This window comes from Pseudoalteromonas caenipelagi, from assembly GCF_013140855.1.
Classification (GTDB): Bacteria; Pseudomonadota; Gammaproteobacteria; order Enterobacterales; family Alteromonadaceae; genus Pseudoalteromonas; species Pseudoalteromonas caenipelagi.
Genome location: NZ_JABBPG010000002.1, coordinates 493023 through 510751 on the forward strand (window position 1 = coordinate 493023; position 17729 = coordinate 510751).

The 17729-nt window shown below is 43.5% G+C and carries 9 protein-coding genes; all 9 read right to left on the bottom strand.

The features are described from left to right. Positions 1–4 precede the first annotated feature (4 nt). Positions 5–280, bottom strand: coding sequence for a hypothetical protein (locus HG263_RS06950; protein WP_171625345.1), 276 nt, complete (start codon positions 278–280; stop codon positions 5–7). Continuing rightward, entirely contained in the window at positions 280–1653 is a 1374-nt protein-coding gene (locus tag HG263_RS06955; protein ID WP_171625346.1) for an ATP-binding protein, read from the bottom strand. Before HG263_RS06955 ends, HG263_RS06950 begins: the two co-directional genes overlap by 1 nt. Positions 1654–1663: 10 nt before the next feature. Next, positions 1664–2524 carry a hypothetical protein gene (locus HG263_RS06960; RefSeq protein ID WP_171625347.1) on the bottom strand — a complete coding sequence of 287 codons (861 nt, stop codon included), beginning with the start codon at positions 2522–2524 and terminating at the stop codon, positions 1664–1666. Positions 2525–2597: 73 nt separating this feature from the next. Further along, positions 2598–3410: a hypothetical protein gene (locus tag HG263_RS06965; RefSeq protein WP_171625348.1), complete on the bottom strand. Its 813-nt coding sequence runs from the start codon at positions 3408–3410 to the stop codon at positions 2598–2600. Positions 3411–3421: 11 nt separating this feature from the next. Then, the gene (locus tag HG263_RS06970; protein WP_171625349.1) at positions 3422–5293 is read right to left on the bottom strand and encodes a hypothetical protein; all 1872 of its coding nucleotides are present in this window, start codon (positions 5291–5293) and stop codon (positions 3422–3424) included. A gap of 65 nt (positions 5294–5358) precedes the next feature. Then, positions 5359–10338: a contractile injection system tape measure protein gene (locus tag HG263_RS06975; RefSeq protein ID WP_171625350.1), complete on the bottom strand. Its 4980-nt coding sequence runs from the start codon at positions 10336–10338 to the stop codon at positions 5359–5361. After that, on the bottom strand, positions 10325–13243 hold the full coding sequence (locus tag HG263_RS06980; protein WP_171625351.1) for a baseplate wedge protein: 2919 nt from the start codon (positions 13241–13243) through the stop codon (positions 10325–10327). The genes HG263_RS06975 and HG263_RS06980 overlap by 14 nt, the downstream gene beginning before the upstream one ends. Further along, entirely contained in the window at positions 13240–17286 is a 4047-nt protein-coding gene (locus HG263_RS22665) for a baseplate J/gp47 family protein (RefSeq protein ID WP_171625352.1), read from the bottom strand. The genes HG263_RS06980 and HG263_RS22665 overlap by 4 nt, the downstream gene beginning before the upstream one ends. Beyond that, entirely contained in the window at positions 17279–17728 is a 450-nt protein-coding gene (locus HG263_RS06990) for a GPW/gp25 family protein (RefSeq protein WP_171625353.1), read from the bottom strand. Before HG263_RS06990 ends, HG263_RS22665 begins: the two co-directional genes overlap by 8 nt. Position 17729: the final 1 nt, after the last annotated feature.

Below are 17729 nucleotides of genomic sequence, written 5' to 3' on the forward strand. Positions count from 1 at the left end.
CAAATTATCGGTATTTCGTTTTACTGCTGCCTTGGCCAAACCGACCTCCAGGGTAGTTACCTTTATTAGCAGCCCACCAATTATTTGCTTGCGCGTGATTTTTAAACGCGCCCACGTATTGCCAGCTCCCATTTGCTGGCTTCACCCAGTAATATCTGTCGCCCGCCAGTTGTAATGCTTGCTGTTGTACGGTGCGATTGTCTACCAATGGTTTTGAACTTGGGCGTGTTACACGTTGTTTTGAGTGCTCTGAAGAAGTTTTTGCATTAATGTGTTTCATCACGAGTATTCCATGCCTGTAATATTGATAGTTTTGTTATCTTTTTGGAATTCTTGGCGAATACTTTCAAGTAAGTCGTCTAGATAGATAACGCGTTCATTTCGGCGTATCGCCAGCAAGGCGCATTGGCGTAAAATATTAATAATTTGCCCCCCTGCTAACTCAAAGTCTTGTGCAATACGCGCTAGATTAATATCTTCATTTAATTCACACACATGTGCGAATGCATTTTGCCAAAGTTGTAACCGCTCACTTGGGCCTGGAATAGTAAACTGCACCATATTTTGAAAACGCCTTGTAAAGGCATCATCCATATTGGCGCGCAAATTAGTAGCCAAAATAACGGTGCCAGGAAAGTCTTCGATACGTTGTAGTAAATACCCTGTTAATTGGTTTGCATGACGGTCATTGGAGGAGCTGGTTGCCGTTCGTTTTCCAAACAGTGAGTCAGCTTCATCAAAAAACAAAATCCAATCTTTATAGCTGGCGACTTCAAATACACGCGACAGATTTTTTTCTGTTTCACCGATATATTTAGAAACGATCATAGACAGGTCAACGCGGTATATTTCTCGCCCTGTTTCTTTGGCCAATAGTGCTGCTGTCATCGTTTTACCCGTACCCGATGGCCCATAAAACACGGCTCGATAACCAGGTTTTACTTTTTTATCTAGTTGCCAATCAGACATCAGAATGTGGCCATAATCAAGCCAAGCGCGAATTTCTTCGACACGCTTCATTACTGAATAATCTAATACTAAGTCTTGCCATCGATGGGGTGTTTCTAGTGCATGGGCAGGAAAGCTCGTACTATGCTCAGGCGCTGTATGTGTGCCAGTTAACAGGTAAGTAAGCCAGTGTTCAGTGATTTTATACACACCGGCGCAATGTGGTAACGATGCATCTGCTGGCATAAGCTCTGTGACCTGCTCCGCCATAAATTTATGCCGATTGGATAGCAGTAAATCAACTTGAACACGCCATAAAGGGTCATTAGCTGCAATTAAAAAATACAGCGTTTGAGCTGTTGGTAAAAAGCCACCAAATGCTTTGTCTGTTACTCCGCCAAACTCGCTAAATCCACGATCAATGAGTTGGTTTACACCAAATAATATATCCAGCACTTCAGGTTTAATTGCTGGAGCCATAGCCAAAGCCAGTGCTAAGCGTTCAAAAGTATTTAGCTCCCACTCAAGTACTAAATCGCTATAAGCGCTTTGTTCACGCTCTACTAGTGGTGGTGTAATTTCAAACCAATGGTTTTCATGGCCCTCTTGCTTTAAGTAGTTGCAAATAACCTGAGCTACCACACTTTGTAGCCAGTCCATTTCTTGGTATAACACTGAAAGATTTTGTTCTGCTGAATAACTCATAAGCTGCTCCCTAACCATTGTCAGTTAAACGCACAACATCATCGAGTGTTGCATCTTGCCATTGAAAAAAGTCTTGGCAGGTATTGATGTTGAGTTGTTCAGTCGCAGCAAGACTTAACATGGTTGAATGTAACCAGTTATCTATAGGAAGTTGGGGTTTATAAGTACCGCGTTTCTCAAGGTCATATAAAAAATCATCAAATTTTCGGTCACTTAATGTAAGTTTTTTTGCTCTAAAAAAATGCAGTGGTCGCTCGAAACGAGTCGCTTCCAAATTATTGTGTTCAAAAAAGCCCAAGCCGCTGCTATTGGTAATATTACAAAGTTGCTGCTCAAATAAGCATGCACTGTTTTCACGTTCACCGGTTAATGTCAGCTCAGCCTCATTGGTTTGGGCTATTGCCAATCCCCAACGAGGTATGGTGGCAATTGCTGTGACCACGTAGGCTTCACGAAACGTATATTTACTCTGCGTCAGCTTGACCATTAATTCTGGCGCGACCTGTGCCCAATTACGCATAAAGGTTGCTTGTGCGTCTTGTGCCCAAAATAAATAACTACCGGGGCGTTCAAAACGATACATTTGTTGTCGTTTTACTAACTGTTCTTCAACTGTCTGCTCAACAATGAGGCTATCTTGAACTTTTGTGCAGCCTTGGGTGTGCCGCCAATCGTCAATGCGCAAAGGAAAAGGTTCATTAGCATGGATGTGATTTCCTAACTCAAGATCTAAAGTCGCATTAAGCAATGTGCACATACGTCCTTGATGAATTTGAAATACATCCCCCAGCTGCGCTTGATTACCAAACGGATAAACTGGGATCCACTTACTATTGATATAGCTGTCGAAAAAAAACTCTCTGTATATCATTGCAAACTCCTTGCAAAACTTAAGCGTGGGTCAGTTGTGCAGCGCACAACTGACCCAAACTAAGTTGCTATTACTAGGCTGCAAACGCCGCCGCTTTAGCCGCTTCTAAACCCGCATTGAGTGATGCTAAGTTTGCTTTTGCTTCTGCTAATTGTGCTTGTGCGTCTTCCAATTGCTGATTGGCCATGTTGCTAGCACTGAGCGCACTTTGATAACTGGTCTCTGATGCTTGATAAGACGTTGCCAATGAATCTTTTAGAGATTGTGTTTGTGTGTACAATGACGCCATTTGAGCAGACTGTAAGGTAGAGATCTCCTCTGTTTCCTGAACAGGTGTAATACTCGCATAGCAACTTTGTAGCGCCGTAAGTGTCAAAGACACGGCATTATTTGATTCGGTCACCGCGTTGTTTAGATAGGTAACCAAATCATCGGGGATGACTTGATTAACCGCCTTTCTACGATCAACAAAGTCTTGCAACTTCTCGATAATGTCAGCGGAGAAAATCAACTTATCGATGACTCTGGCCATATAATTTGCCGTTTCATTGAGCTTACCGCTCAAGGATTCGGAGTCTTGTTCACTGCCAACTTGTTTTGCCACCACTGTGACATAGTTTTGCGTTTCTTTAATATCCGATAGCAAGGTTTTTGCTTGATTGTAATGCAACAAAGCAGATGCTTGTCGACTACTTGCTATCGTTAATAAATTGGCAAAATACGCTTGCTTACTGGTTAAAGAAGTTACTACATTGGTTAGTTCATTTACCGTGTACTGCGCGTCTGTTACTTGTGTTGTCAGAGCCTGAATATCAGCATTTTTATTCTGCGCAACACCTTTAGAATTGCGGTATTTAGGGCCTGGAGTTTGGGTTATAGCTGTCATAATGAATCTCCTTATTTATTGCCTTTGTTAGACTTTTTCGCAGCATCTTTACTATCAGTTGCGCTGGTATCACTACTTTCAGCAGTCTTTTCTTCTGCTGTACTTGGCTCTTCTTTTGCTTGTGCGCTTAAGCCAAGGGCTGAAGGTTGCACAGCAGCAGAACAGATCAGTGGAGTATGCTTGGTATTATTGACATGGGTTACATTAGAAAAGCTTATCTGTGGAGCATTAAGATGATTTCCATCAAAGGTAACCGGCGAATTGGTGATGTATAAAGTTGGTAGATACTGAGTTAGATTTTGTGCACTATGCGGCAGACATAACACCCCGATATAATACTCAATATCCTTGATTAAAGGACTACCAAAATTGTCGGTTGTATCATCAGTAATGCTGACACTCACATTCAAGTTCGCATTTTTAAAGTCTGCCTCAGCGGGTAAATAGTTAGCGCTAGAGACTTGCTGAGCAACAGACACATTAAAGTAAAACGGTAAAACAGATGAAGGCGAACTCGTCATCAACCCTCTTTCGTCAGGTTTATCTTTGGGCAACAACATAACATGTAGTTCAGTATCTACATTGGTCTCTACTTCTGAAGATGCCGCCTCTAGAGTAACCTGAATGTCTTTACCACTTACTGATGAACTGTTAATTACTGGTAGTGCAAGTGTTGGTGTAAAAGACGCCGATGCGCTGCTAATTATATTGTCATAAACGCCAATAAAACGTTGATATGCGAGCGTTAGTTCTACATATATAAAGGCAACATAATCTTGACCTGCTACTACTAAATCACCATCTGAATCGCGCACAGCATCAGCATCTGTAGGGAGGTATGAACATTGTGCTGAGTTGCCTAACTCAGCGCCATGTATAATAATCGGAGCCACTTCAGAGGCCATTAAATAGAATCGATTTGTGTGATTGCTATTGGCGCTTGTGTAATACTCTGAGAATAGCGTTTCTACCTGTTCAAGTGTGATACTTGATTGGTTACTGGCTTTGGCGAAAAACACATACTGATTTTCAACCACTTGCATCTCAGCGTTGCTGCCTTTGGCGTTCACCACAAAAGGCGATTCATAGACACTGCTGAAGACCTGAATCTTTGCTTTTACAGGGTCTAGGAGCCAGTTTACATTTAAGTTTAACTGTGAGTTTGCCGCAAACACTGATTCGTTCACACCTAGTAGCTGTGAGTCAGCATCTTTGAGCACCCCCTCTGCTTTTCGTTCAGCTTTTTTATCCGAATTGAAGGTTTGGAAATCTTTAGTTGACTGGCTACTCAAATTAGTTACATCGGTGCTTAGCTCTGTCAATAACTGCTCAAGCGCAGTTTTAGACGCCGTTACATTCGACAGTACATCAGCACTCATTAGCTCTGAACATTGGCTAGAAGCCTCCATGGCTAACTGAGATGCATACTCAGCTTCATTTGCCGTGACAGAAATAAAGTCATTGGCTTGCTGGGTTTTTTTATAAATGTCGGTATCGTAGCAAGATGCTAACGCAATATTCAAAGCGCTACCGATATTAGCCGCAACTTTAGAGATTGAGTTTGACGCTGCTTTTATGTTGGCCGCCGCAGCCGCAACATTACTGATTGCGGTGGTGGTATTTGACTGTAGTGTGGTAGCCGTACCTAATAAATTGATTGCGGTATTATCACATGTTACTCCTTGATCGTTTAACCCTTGTGCCGCTGCCAGTTGTATGTTGGTGTTTGCTAAGTTGTCGCCTGAGCTAATTTGAGCACCTTGTGCAAAATACAAGTTATATTCAGCGCTGCGTTGCTCTGACGCTATTTTTTGTTGATCTGCATATAAACTATTCAGTGTTGTACTGACTGTTTTTTGCAGGTTTTCACTGTATGAATTCATACCTTTCACCTTATCCTTCTATTGTCTCAATCAATGTGAATTACATCCTTGGGATACATCACCAACTAGGTTGGCCAAGTTACGTAAATCGGTTTTTCCATCCAAGGCAACTTGACTATCGAATACGACAACGGTGAACGGCTGATCAAAATGTCATACACGCGTTTTTCGACTATCAAATCCCAATGATCTTGTGCTTCGGTTAAGGTGCCACTGCGCACCAACCAGTTTCCTCTAAATCCATCTATCGATGTTTTGCCTATTGCAGGCCAATAGTTACACACCGCTTCTATTAAGCTGTGTATGGTATCTATTTCACTTTGTGAGAGCGTAATACCCGCCTCAACAGGGTGTGTAACGCCATGACCACACAGCAGCTTGTTTAAAATCAAATGATGCTCCTCTGTGGTACTTTGCCCTGTTACTAAAAACTGTAAGTAGTGAATGGCCGCCCGCTGTTTTTCTTCACTAACAAACTTGTCATCACTGACTAGGCCTAGGCGTTCAAATAAGGGACAAATGAAACTTTGGATCAATACCAACCCCGCGTTTGGTACGCTCATAGGAAACTCGGTGGGTTGCTCAGGTTCTTTGCTGGCTTTTTCACATAGCACACGTTCGAGCGTTTCATATTGCAAAGCAGGGTTATCGAATGGCCTTTTTGTAGTATGTTGGTAGCGCGCTAGCTGGTTTCGTAATTCATTGAGCGCATTCATCAGATATGTAAAGTTAGGTAGGTCATCATGATTGAGTACCTTGAGTAGCTCTTCAACACTACACACCTGACGCTGTATCAATAGCCAACATATAGAATGCAATAATGATTCAGCACTCAGCTCTGCTAAGTCATTTTTTGCTAAACTATTGAGCAAACAAAGCAACATATATTGTTCACACTCTGGCGCGCTAAGCTTAAGGCCAAAACGAGTAAATATATTGAGCAAACGCAATACTTCATTAAGCATATTACTGTTTGATTGAGGTAACTTATCTGCTCGACTGAGCGTATCAAGCAGCACAGTTAAGGAGATGTGATTAGCAATTCGGGCCACAATAACTTCACTTCCAAGTAGCGGCAGCACGATGTCGCACCACAACTTAGGCTTGTGTAATTGCATATCATCTAAGAGTCGTGCACCACTGAAGGTACTTTGTTGGGCGATAAAATGTGGTCGACTTCCCTGAGTGAGCCAGTGCGACATAATGGCGCTAATGTCTGTGCGATTAAGGTATACCCCGCTAAGGTCTTGTATCCATTCGCTTGCCCTTGCCTTTTCAAAATGCGCCCCATTAGAGTCGGCAATGGCCGTATTGGCGGTTATTACGCGCTCATTTTGCGCTTTGCTCTGTGGCCTAGGCGAGTTAACTGTAGACTGTGCTACGCGCTTACCCAGTTGCTCTTTATCTGTAGCCGATAAATTCTCGGCAATATCTTGAAAACTGCCCTGATGCGTTACACCTTTAAGAATATTTAAAATACGCTCTAACGATGCGTTAGACTCAATAAAATGCTGTTTATGAGCTATCGCATAGCGTTCAAACCCCGCAACCCCTTGCGCTAAATTTACTGCGTGTTGCTGGCTCCATTTCAATATTAGTGTGGCGACCAGTTGGCTAATGTGCTCGGTGGATAACATTGCGGCTTTGAGAGAACTCACTGAAATAGTAAGCGTTGTATCAAAATGTTGAGCCAACAATTGCCAAAACAGTTTTTTGAGCTGTTGTATATCGTGTTTTCGGCCGCTGAATTGACCAAGCCTAGACAAATCGCTACGACCTTCGGCCTCTTCAATCGCATTACATAACCAAGTTTGTAATTGCTGGCACCATTTATCGCTAGCATTTAGGTTTTGCCACATCGTTGGAAGTTGAGGCGCTAGCCACTTACGTATCAATGAGCTTTGAAATAACGTTTCAAAATGCCCTGCAGTGGTATCCATGGCAACAACTTTTTGCACCATCATTACCGCAAATTTAGCCTCTTCTTGACGTAATCGCTTAATCACCACTTCGACCAGCTGGTCACGATCAAGCGCTATAGCGGGCTTGATAGCTGCTTGCTTAGTTGGCTTACAAACTTCATATAACCGATATAGCCAGCGCATCTTGGTCGCTGTATCAAAGGGGTTTAATAGCCAATCAAGTAGACTTTTGTGATTTTCTATTAGGCCTAAACCATTAGTAAAAGCGCGGTTTGCGCCACGCATGTCTAACAAGCTTGCCAACAGTTCGGACATTGACTGAGAAGGCAAGCTATGAAGATGTCCAACTGTTTTTCTAACAGCCTGTCGCGCTTGCGGTTCAACCAAGTTTTGTACTGTACCACTGGCTGTTGCGACATAGGCCTGTGCATTCAGCGTGTGTGCTGAATTTACCGACAAAGCTACCGACTTAATGATTAACGGTGTTGAAGGTTGACGCTTCATTGTCAACACACCGACAGGGGCTGTCTGTTTAGCCGCAAGTACTCGTACTTTGCGTTTAAGAGCGTTTCGCTTTGTCCTGTACAAAGTATGTTGCAACTCATGTAAAGGTATATCGGACTTTGCAAACGAAGGAGTTACGATGGATTTAACCCCTATAAAGATACCACTAGCACTGAAGGGTTGTAGTTGCCGTATGCTTTGGGCCAGTGCTGTTGTTCTTATCAACTGTATCGCTAGGTAGCGCTGTAAAGATAGAACTGGCAGAGCAAAATGAGTTGCTAGATAATAGGCAAGCTTGCCTACAAACTGAGAATTTTTATATTCCCAAAAGCCTGTGGCTGCTGTTAGGCTAAGTTGTAAGTCCCCTTTACAAACAAAATCGGCGCTTAGTTTTAGCACCATGTGTACAGGTAATTTAAAGCGTGTTGCTAACGCCTTGAGTGCTTTGATTTGGTAGTAATTTAATGGTGCATAGATCACATGCGTTGGCACCATGTCATTGTCTGGCTCTACCACGAACGGCTGTGTTAAATGGCTACTCAAAGCGCTTTGCAGGCACTGCGTTAAATGATTATCTAGTGTCTGATAAGACAACTGGTTAGCGTGCTGTGCGTTTGACCACATTTGTTGTAATAGTGCGCGGTGAGACAATGTAAAACGCTGTGCTATAGCGCGGGTGGTTTGCATAAACCACTGTTCAATACTGTGTACTTGTGGCTTGTGAAGCAAGCTAAATACAACACTTTCTAGAAGCTGTATTAACGAGCTGGTATGTGCGCTCCAAGGCATCAACCCATGTTTTTGCCAATCAAGCATTACTGTTATCAGTTGTATCGACGATGACCCATGTTCAGGTGACAGCGCACTCAATAAATGTTTAATGTCACTTAACGTTACAAAGCTCGAAGCAGCCATCGCTGCCACTAATTTTTGAGCGAGCGAGTAACGTTGCGATACACCTAAATGGCTGCTCTTTAGTAGTGTAAACAGTGAACGAGGGCTGCTAAGTGGACGTACCATGATCATGGTACGAATGGCTTGTTGCCAGCTCAGCGAGGCAAATTGCCCTAACAAGGGAGAATGTTGTGTTGAATGTTGTTGCGTCTGCGCATCAATAAGTGACCGATAGTGTCGCAGCCAAAGTGCATCATTGTGCCGAGCTTGTTTAGCCTGATGCTGTTGTAGGTCAGCCAAAATAGTGAATAGTTCGTATTGCTGCCCCGCTTTACTTGGCATGCTGGTGGTTTGTTGTAACATAAGCAAAATGAAATGGTATTCAACGCCAAAATGCTGACTTACCTCAGATAGAGTGCTGTGTACAAACTGCCTACGATTAAAGTAACTGCCCCGATTTACAAACAAATAAGCCAACAAAACACGCCAAATAAGCGCTGGGTCTAAATGTTGTTGCTTAAGCAAGGCTTGAGTGTGTGACACATGAGCCAAAATAAACTGGCTATCATGAGGCGCGACCACTTCCACAATATGGATCAGTTGCTGCTCATTAAACTGCTTTACAATATGTAACCGAACAGCTTCTGCCTGTCCTTCTTGTTTAAGAACTTGCGCCATTTTACTGGGCTCAACATGTGCAAGTCTGACGAACAACTCAGTTAAGTAATAGGTTTGGCTTTGATGTTGGACACTTGCCTGCTTGGCGTGTAACAACTTTGAGAATAATGACCACAAGTTAGTGCCATCATCTACCTTAGATGACGCTTTTAGTTGTTGCTGTTCACTGTGTTGTATACCTACCAACACCTGCAAAAATTGCGGTGCGACTAACCCTGCTTCTTGCATGTGTTCAGCTACAGAGCTGAGCTGCTCCAGCAAGTCGTAAAATGAGATTTGGTAATGTTGTGCTGTTTGCCAAAGCGTTGCTCGCACAAATTGGGAAGTATTAAATAGAGTCCCTCTGTCCACCAATAAATGCGTTAAAATCCAATACCATAAATGAGTTTGCAGGTGACTATCTTGAGGAATAGGGCTTTGTGGTTGACGCTGCGCTAGTAAGATATTATCCGCATAACTACAAATAAATTGTGCGTTCCATGGCTCAAGTATCTGTACGGTTTTACGAGTTCTGGCTTCTCCCCATTGCCAAACAATGCGTCGTCTAACTGCTTCTGCATGACCTACATCACGGATCAGGGATGCCACCGCGTTGGGCTGTTGACTCATTTGTGAATCAACAATATGTAAGGGACTATTATTGCCGAGCACCCACCATGGTGTTACACCATAGAGTAAAAACCAGCGCAATAGTGCTAATTCAGATTCATCTTGTCTAACGATGGTTAGCTTGTTGCTTTTACTGCTTGAGTCACGACTATGCTGCTGTAACAAATTAAGTAACGCTTGTTCGACAGCTGCAGCTACTTTTATTGGTAACTGAGTATCCAGTTCACTGAGTGTTAACGACCCCAAGTCGATATGTAGTCGTTCAATTCGCCATGTTTGACCATTTGGGCAATAACGTTCAAACACACTATTAAGAACGTCTGGTAATATCTGATTACTCCACTGGCTTAGAGAATCTTGTAACTGTGTTACATTGCTTTGGTCGTCAAAGCTGGTCTGCCACTGACACTGACCTATCATGTGTTTAGATAGCATCATTGGACACCTGTGTGAGTAACTGTAGTTTATCTTTTAGTCCATCCGATAATGCCTGCTGCGCCGTTTGCGCCCCCTCGCTTGGCTGGCGTTCAATTAGCCGCCGTTGGTTAAACCACCGACAATAATTGCTGATCAAATCACCCAATTGAGTCACATTGGCAGTTAACAAATTAAGTGTGACGTGGCTTGGCCAATGCAACTGTTGAATAGCGCGAATAAAGTAAATAAATTTCGGTTGATTAACCAAGGTGACATAATCAGGCAGCACCAAGGAGGATGCCAGATAATACCAATCATCATCATCTGCATTTTGCGATGAGAGCTGCACCGCAGCGCTTTGTAATAAAGTATGCTCGATGAGCAAGCCGCCTTTTTTGTAGCCACTCAGCCAAGCCATTTGGTCAATATATTGCTGTATGTTAGTAACCTGCCAAGAAGTTGCAGGGTTAGGTAAAATCATAACCTGCTGATCGCTGATGCTTATCTTCAGCGTATCAGTGCCATGTTCAGCTACAATATCATCGATATTGAATGACCCTTGCACAGGCTGTGACGGTTCATCAGCGTTTGCAACGACTGGAGTTTGGCCCAGCCAAGTTACAAAGTCAGGGTCGTTGATCAATGTTACCAATGCCGCCGCTAGCGTGCGCAGATGAACGGCAAAGCCCATTAATAAATCTAGTTTTAATTCAAATACTGAAAAGTTCGAAAAGTCTTGTTTAGTGAGCTTTCCATAGGCATCTAACGCCTGCGTATCATATTGGCCATCCAGCATCAGCCGCTGTTGAGAATTGTCCAGTAGCAGTTGATTGCCATCTATCAGTGGTATTGTTCTTGCCAAGGTACGGCTTTGTTGTAGGACTTTACTGGTGTCTATTTTGCTTTGATTGCCCTTGGCTTTGGTGTGTTTTGCAAGTTGTTTCACAAGTAAGGAAGCTATCATCTTGGCCAGTTGGCCTTTATTACTAAACCCTTGCTGATACACGCCGCTGATGATCTTGCCAAAATCATTACTTTTGCTGGCGATCAATTGCTTGTAATCATTAAAACTCAATCGATAGCGCCCCGGCGTTGGTAAAACTTGCGCCAAAGCAAATTGTAACGCCTGTGCTCTGCGGTAGCTTAACTGCTGTAAATTTTGCAACCAAATTGATTTAATAATAATACGGGTTTGCAACCGACTGCCATACCACTGAGACGCATCTATGATGTCATCATATAAATCTGCAGGCTCCCCCTGTCGTGCAAGCAGGTGACTCAACATCGTATCCCGACGCAGCTGTGCCTCCAGTTGGTTTTCGATCACTTCACTGAGACCATGATTGTATTGATTAAATGGGTCATCTTTGAAGCGCTGCCACACCAGTGCATTTCTTTGTGTGGTGTCACTGGGGTCATCAGGGTAGAAAAATTGATATTGCTGCTGACCTTTTAACAAAGCCTGCACATCCGGTACGTCATATAAGGGCTGATAAAAATAACTACGAATAAAGCTCTGACTTGGAATCGCTGGCGGTACAGGTGTACTCTCTGTAGCGCTTTGTTGATAAAACTGCTGTTGAGAGGTTGGAACAATATCAAAACCAAACGTGAACAAATTGCTTAAATTAGCCAATTGTGAAAACTGATTTGCCAACACCTGATCAAACAACATCAGATAGCCTTTTAGCTGCCGAGACTGTGCAATACTGTGCGCAGAAACGTCTGACTCGGGCGAGTTAACTTCAACAGAATTCATTTCAATCGAATTAATACCTACTCCATAGACATTAGGAAAGGTATTTTGAATTGAATAGTAACTTTCAATATCACGATAACGGCCCGTTGGCGTTTTTGGGGTTAAATCTACCTGAGCTGCAATACTTTGATTTTGGCAGTGCATTTCTATTTGCGACAGTAAGTTGGTCTGCTGCCAAGGTTGCATATTAAGCGGTGCTTGGTGTTGGATCAGTGTAAAATCTTCCCCAGTTTCTAACTGTGCAATTTCATCCTCCGCTATGTGAACCGATTGAACATCAGCATGTGCATTCAAGTTGAACGACTCAACGGCAGCTACACCACTTACCTGGCTTATCAAGGTGATTAACTCAACTTTTTGGATCACACTGCGTTTGGTACCTAGAGGGTTGTCACCTAGCATCCAGCCATTTTGCAATCTAGGCCCTTCAAATATTTGCTGTGCCGATTCGCCCTGTGCTCTCGCCTGTTGATAGCCCGCTTTTTTCACCTGTGGGCTAACATAGTCACTAAGCGCCTGTATAATGTTCAGATGCACTTGTTCGGGATCTGCATCCTGTGTGAGTAATACTTCACCACTGAGCGTCACTGTATTTTTGCGCAGAATTTGTGGCATTAAAAAGTATTCACCTAAGTTACGATGTTTGTTTAGCAACTGATAAACCGCAGTACAAAGCGTTTGCTGTGTCTGCGGTGCAATATTTTGTAGCGTCAGTAAATGAGGTGCGTAGATCCATACCTGATATAGCCCCGTAAGTTGCCCTTGCAAACTTACTGGCTGCAAATACATATTATTTATGTCACTAATGCAATCGACCACGAGCTTACGATAGTCGTCTGTGGTAATTGGGCCGGTCGTTAAAATTTCGTCTATAGCGTAGAACTGTTGTTGATAATCAATGCTACCGTCAGGTTGCGTCAATACATCGACAATATCAAAAGTATTCACATACCCAAGCTCAGTAAGCGCGAACACAATTTGCTCTAAAATCGTAACGCCGGGGTCGCTGTCGTTGTAATTACTCCATGTAGACCCGGCCAAAGATTTGAGTGCATCAATGCCAGTATTTTTTAAAAAAGTAAATTGTAGTGCCTTGGGCAATGGCCCAGCACTAATGCTGTTTTGATGCACTAAACTATCTAGCGAGGTGGTTGTGGTGTCACTCATGCACTCACCTCCAACAACGTATTCATAGGTAGTGTCACAGCTTGTTCAGCGCTATTTTTATCACTAGGGTTTGCTTCGCTGATGGCCCTGATAAACGAAAAGTTGTGTTTGCTAGCGGGCACAAAAATGGCGTTGTCTGTACTTGGGCTAATCGTATCGGTTTGCAATGAGGTTAGTGTGCTCGCAGGCTTGACCTCTTTAGAATTGGGTGGACTAACCGCGACAGCTTGGGGTGATACATCCAACCTTTGAATCGCCTCTACCTCTTTATAGCTGGCAATAAATGCAGCTAAACCCGCTTTACTCAAGCCGCTATTTAAACAGTATTGTGCTTGTTTGGCGTCTATCCAAGGCGCTAAATAAATATTTACCCCAGCCGTTAGCGCTAAGTTTAAATCATTAATATTGGCGTCTTTACTCACCACCAATTCAGCCGTAACAACGACTGTCTCATGCGCTAAATTACATACCTTGACTTGCGTCATCGCTGAAACTTTGGCCGTCAAAAAATCAGTAATTTGTAATTGATACGCTTTGGGCATGACCGGAGTGAACGCATTGGCTTGCTTTGGCGACGTATAATGCTGAACAACGCCAAGCGTTACCGTGCCCGCTTTATCGCTGATCAGTAACTTAGCATAAAAGACCCCGTTGTATGCTTGGCGCGCAAGCATACAGTAGTCCCAGTCACTGGAGGCTCGATTTTTTGTCTTTAGTCGCAGGCTAACTCGTTGCTCAAACTGACTGGTATTTTCGGCTGCGCTTCCCACTATGGAAGCAAATGGTTGTGTAACTTTGCTGATAGCAGCGATTTTGGATGCTGGGGCTGTGATTTGTTCCGCCGCAACGCTCGGTACAGTCCCAAGTGGTAAAGAAATTGGCTTACAGCGCTGTACTTTAACTGCTTGCGTGTTGCAATACACGCACTGCACTGTTCTGGGAGTTCGTTGCGTCAACATCAACCAAGTGGTATTTGTGGTTTTTCCTTGAGGCTTTGGCCACAATGGTGAATCTAACGCTACATCTTGCATCAAGTCTAATTCAATAATGCCTGAGCGAGTCAGCGCTCGGGTTTCATCCTCCAACACATTCGCCGCCTTCCAGCCTGTTACGCTCCAGTAAAAAATATCAACCTGATTAGGCTGAAAATCGCCACTTATGTCTTGTGCCAACTCTACGAACATACTGAGCCTGCATGGCGGCGCAACTTGCGCAAGTTGTATGTATAAACTCAGTGCAGGTTGACTCACCCCCTGATATAACGCCAAGCCTTGCTGGGTATTCGATTCTGATTGCTGTATAGATTGTAAAGTGGGTACAGCGGGCATTTGTGGCTGTAGTTGCAAAGCTCGTTCATCAACACTGGGCTCGGCTTGCCCAGCCAACTGGCTAAAATACTGATAGGTTTGCCAAGGGCCAATATGTTGCAGTGCAAAACCTTGCTGTAATGTCACCGAGGGTGATGCAAAGTCAATGGTTTGCTGTGCCTCATAAGTCATCGCTACGCGCTTGGCTTGTAACTGTAAAGGGGGGTTGGGCATTGGCTTCATTTTACCTTTGTCAGAACCAAATAGTTGCGCCACCGAGTTACACACCTTAGTGATAATCGCAAATATCCCCGACAAACCTATGAGCGTTTTTGCATTGTTTAAACTCACATTGTTTACTACAGAGCCATAAAGCTGATCCCCAAAGCCTTGTGTCGGCCCCTTGAGTGTCATTCTCAAGCTTGGGTTTTTATTGCTAGCAGTGTCTGTTGCGCTGACATTTGCACATTGCAATGTTGTTGGCAGTGTAAAGACAAACTCACTCGATTTAGCATTGATAATTTTGCTTGATTCTCCAAGTTCCTGCGTAAATAGGCCATCGCTAATTTGTACAGGTACAGCACTATTATCACTATCAGCGTGCTCTCCATCGTCGTTCTGGGCAGCAGATTCAGTCGATGCACTATCCGTGGCTGAAAGTTCGTCAGATTTCACCGCAGACAATGAGTGCTTATCTTCAAAGTCTAGGCCCAAGGTAGGTTCGGTACGTTTTGTTAAATCGGCTGCTTCACTAGGGCCATTCTCATTAGCTTTTGTCTGAGGTGGCATCAGATCTGCTGGTAAAGTGAGTGTCACCTGAGCATCTTGCCAACCAGCAGATTGCAGTGTGCTCCATGCAACCGTAAATACGGTGTTTGTATAAGCAACAGCACCCCCTACCCCAGTACCATTATGCTGAATATAGTCGTTGTAAGCGCTGTAATAAACACTGAAATCATCGGGAACATTATCCCAATCAACACGTACTTTGAGAGATGTTACTGGCTTGGCAAACGCTTCTGGATAGCTAAGGTAAAAGTGACTGTCAACTTGTGGACGGGTACCAAGTATGTACATCACTTTGTTGTTCGTTAAAAGGCCGTTGTCATTACTTGGGGCCAGCAGTTCGCTGTCTTGTACTGCAACATTAATGGTAATATTCAATAAGCGCGGTTGTGATTGCAAGTCAACGCTCGTGGGCAACATCACCTTAAAGTAAGGCATGCTCAAAGGGTAATCTTGTTGAGGCTTTGTAAATGTTGTTATCGCTGCAAAACTGGGGCTAAAAGTTAAGATAAGTTGTAGCTGTTTGCTGTTAGGTGAAGACCAACGTGCTGAACTAACGGGATTAACAAGCTTTGCAGGATTAAAAGGTAAAACGTCCAACCACCCTTTGGCACCTGATACTGCAACCCGCGCATTTTCATAATCAGCCAGCACAATGTCATTGGCAAAGCTAAAGGTCAGTGTAACTGAGCGCTGTCCTGCGTTTAAAAACAGCATATCGCTGGCAAGCGCAAACCCCTGCTGAACAGTCTCTCCTTGCCCACTGGCAAACCAGTTACTAGATAACACCCGCCCTGTCTGATCAGTTCGAACTAGGGTACTATCAGCGAATGTTTGTAAGTATTGCAGGCTGTCATGGCCAGAATTACCGGTTGGGCAATAACTCACTCCATACATACCAACAATTGAGGTTTGGTTTAGCTCTGTTTGTGCGGTCGTTGCAAATAATATTGGGGATTTATCTGGATATATACCGGCGGTAAAAGCGGTTCCCTGTGCTAATTCATAACTTGCAACTGATTTATCTAATACTAAGCACAAGTAGGTGTAGTCTGGTTGTGCTTGAGCGGGAGTTTGTTTTAATAAGCTCTTATAATAAAAATCTAGATGCTTTTGGGCGTACTGATTAAACTCTTGCTGTGAATATTCCAACAACTGATTTGCTACGATGATTAGGCTGGTATCAGGAAAGTCATTTTGCTTTACCACCATCTCGTAAAAGGCTGGTTTTGCGCTTTGGATCACCTGTACAAAGAAACGATAAATTTGCTGATATATCTGCTCAAGTTTCGATAAGGCCTCTAATGGAGTTTGTACGTTCGCGGTATTTTTGATGCGTTTATTGGTGAACCAATTTGGGTTAAAGTCTTCAAAGCGTGCAGCACTGGGCTTGGGGACACATCCAGTTAGATTATTTGATAAATAGTCTTGTAGTGCCAAGCGTTGCCATAACTGCTGGCCTAGCGTGCCTGTGATCTGCTGAAGAATATAGCTGCGTAAGTCAAATTCTATAGTACTTTGTTCTAAATATTCCGCCCAACTATTGATGGCCTCAAAGATCTGATCGATGACCAAAAATAACTGCGATATACAGTGATTATTTAAGTTTGGCGGCAAGTTGAGCGTTTGCGCTTCATCACTGTCATTTTGCTGACTTAGCCAATGTTTGATCTTCTCTAAAGAGCTGCTTATTTGATTAAACCTAAAGTACATAGGTTGATACGCGGTTTTGCTGATCACCGCTAATAATATCACTGGGTCTTTTAGCACTACTGCGCGCCAGTCTCCCGCGGGCTGGTTTTGTTCATTGTAAAACACTATTAACTCAGACAAAGATGCAACAAATGCGAGGCGATCGCGAATATCACGTCCATCTAACGCGATAGAGCTAGGATCTAAGCGAGCATTAAGCTGCGCCTGCATGGTTACAAAGTCGAGCCGATTATGCACCTTGCGCCCTCACAGCCAAGTTGGTCCCTTCTAAGATCGAGAATGGAAATACATGGTTATGGCGTGTGTTGGTGCGCTTAACTGTGTATACCACACTTATCACTACTTGAGATTCGCTACCGGTCGTGTAGCTGACTATCACATCGTCTACCGAAATTCTGGGTTCATCATTGAGCAGTGTATAACGTACTGACTTTGCAATTTCTTCCTTGAGCGTGGCATCTTGAGAGCGAAACAAAAAGTTGCTCAGTTGACTCCCATAATAGGGTAATAAACTACGCTCGCCACGACGTGTTTTTAGTATCAAGTCTATCGACTGATTAATATTTTTTTCACCTTCGTTCATTGCAACCTGGTTAGAGACGCTGGAAAACGTTGGCGGAAACTGCCAACCGCGCCCTAGAAACTGGCTCTGTTGTGCCGATGTAGGTTTATTACTCATA

What these genes read in the sequence shown, in the direction of transcription:
- HG263_RS06970 (WP_171625349.1), bottom strand. Translation starts at nt 5,293, where the DNA reads ATGAATTCATACAGTGAAAACCTGCAAAAAACAGTCAGTACAACACTG.
- HG263_RS06960 (WP_171625347.1), bottom strand. Translation starts at nt 2,524, where the DNA reads ATGATATACAGAGAGTTTTTTTTCGACAGCTATATCAATAGTAAGTGG.
- HG263_RS06955 (WP_171625346.1), bottom strand. Translation starts at nt 1,653, where the DNA reads ATGAGTTATTCAGCAGAACAAAATCTTTCAGTGTTATACCAAGAAATG.
- HG263_RS06975 (WP_171625350.1), bottom strand. Translation starts at nt 10,338, where the DNA reads ATGATGCTATCTAAACACATGATAGGTCAGTGTCAGTGGCAGACCAGC.
- HG263_RS06990 (WP_171625353.1), bottom strand. Translation starts at nt 17,728, where the DNA reads ATGAGTAATAAACCTACATCGGCACAACAGAGCCAGTTTCTAGGGCGC.
- HG263_RS06950 (WP_171625345.1), bottom strand. Translation starts at nt 280, where the DNA reads ATGAAACACATTAATGCAAAAACTTCTTCAGAGCACTCAAAACAACGT.
- HG263_RS06965 (WP_171625348.1), bottom strand. Translation starts at nt 3,410, where the DNA reads ATGACAGCTATAACCCAAACTCCAGGCCCTAAATACCGCAATTCTAAA.
- HG263_RS06980 (WP_171625351.1), bottom strand. Translation starts at nt 13,243, where the DNA reads ATGAGTGACACCACAACCACCTCGCTAGATAGTTTAGTGCATCAAAAC.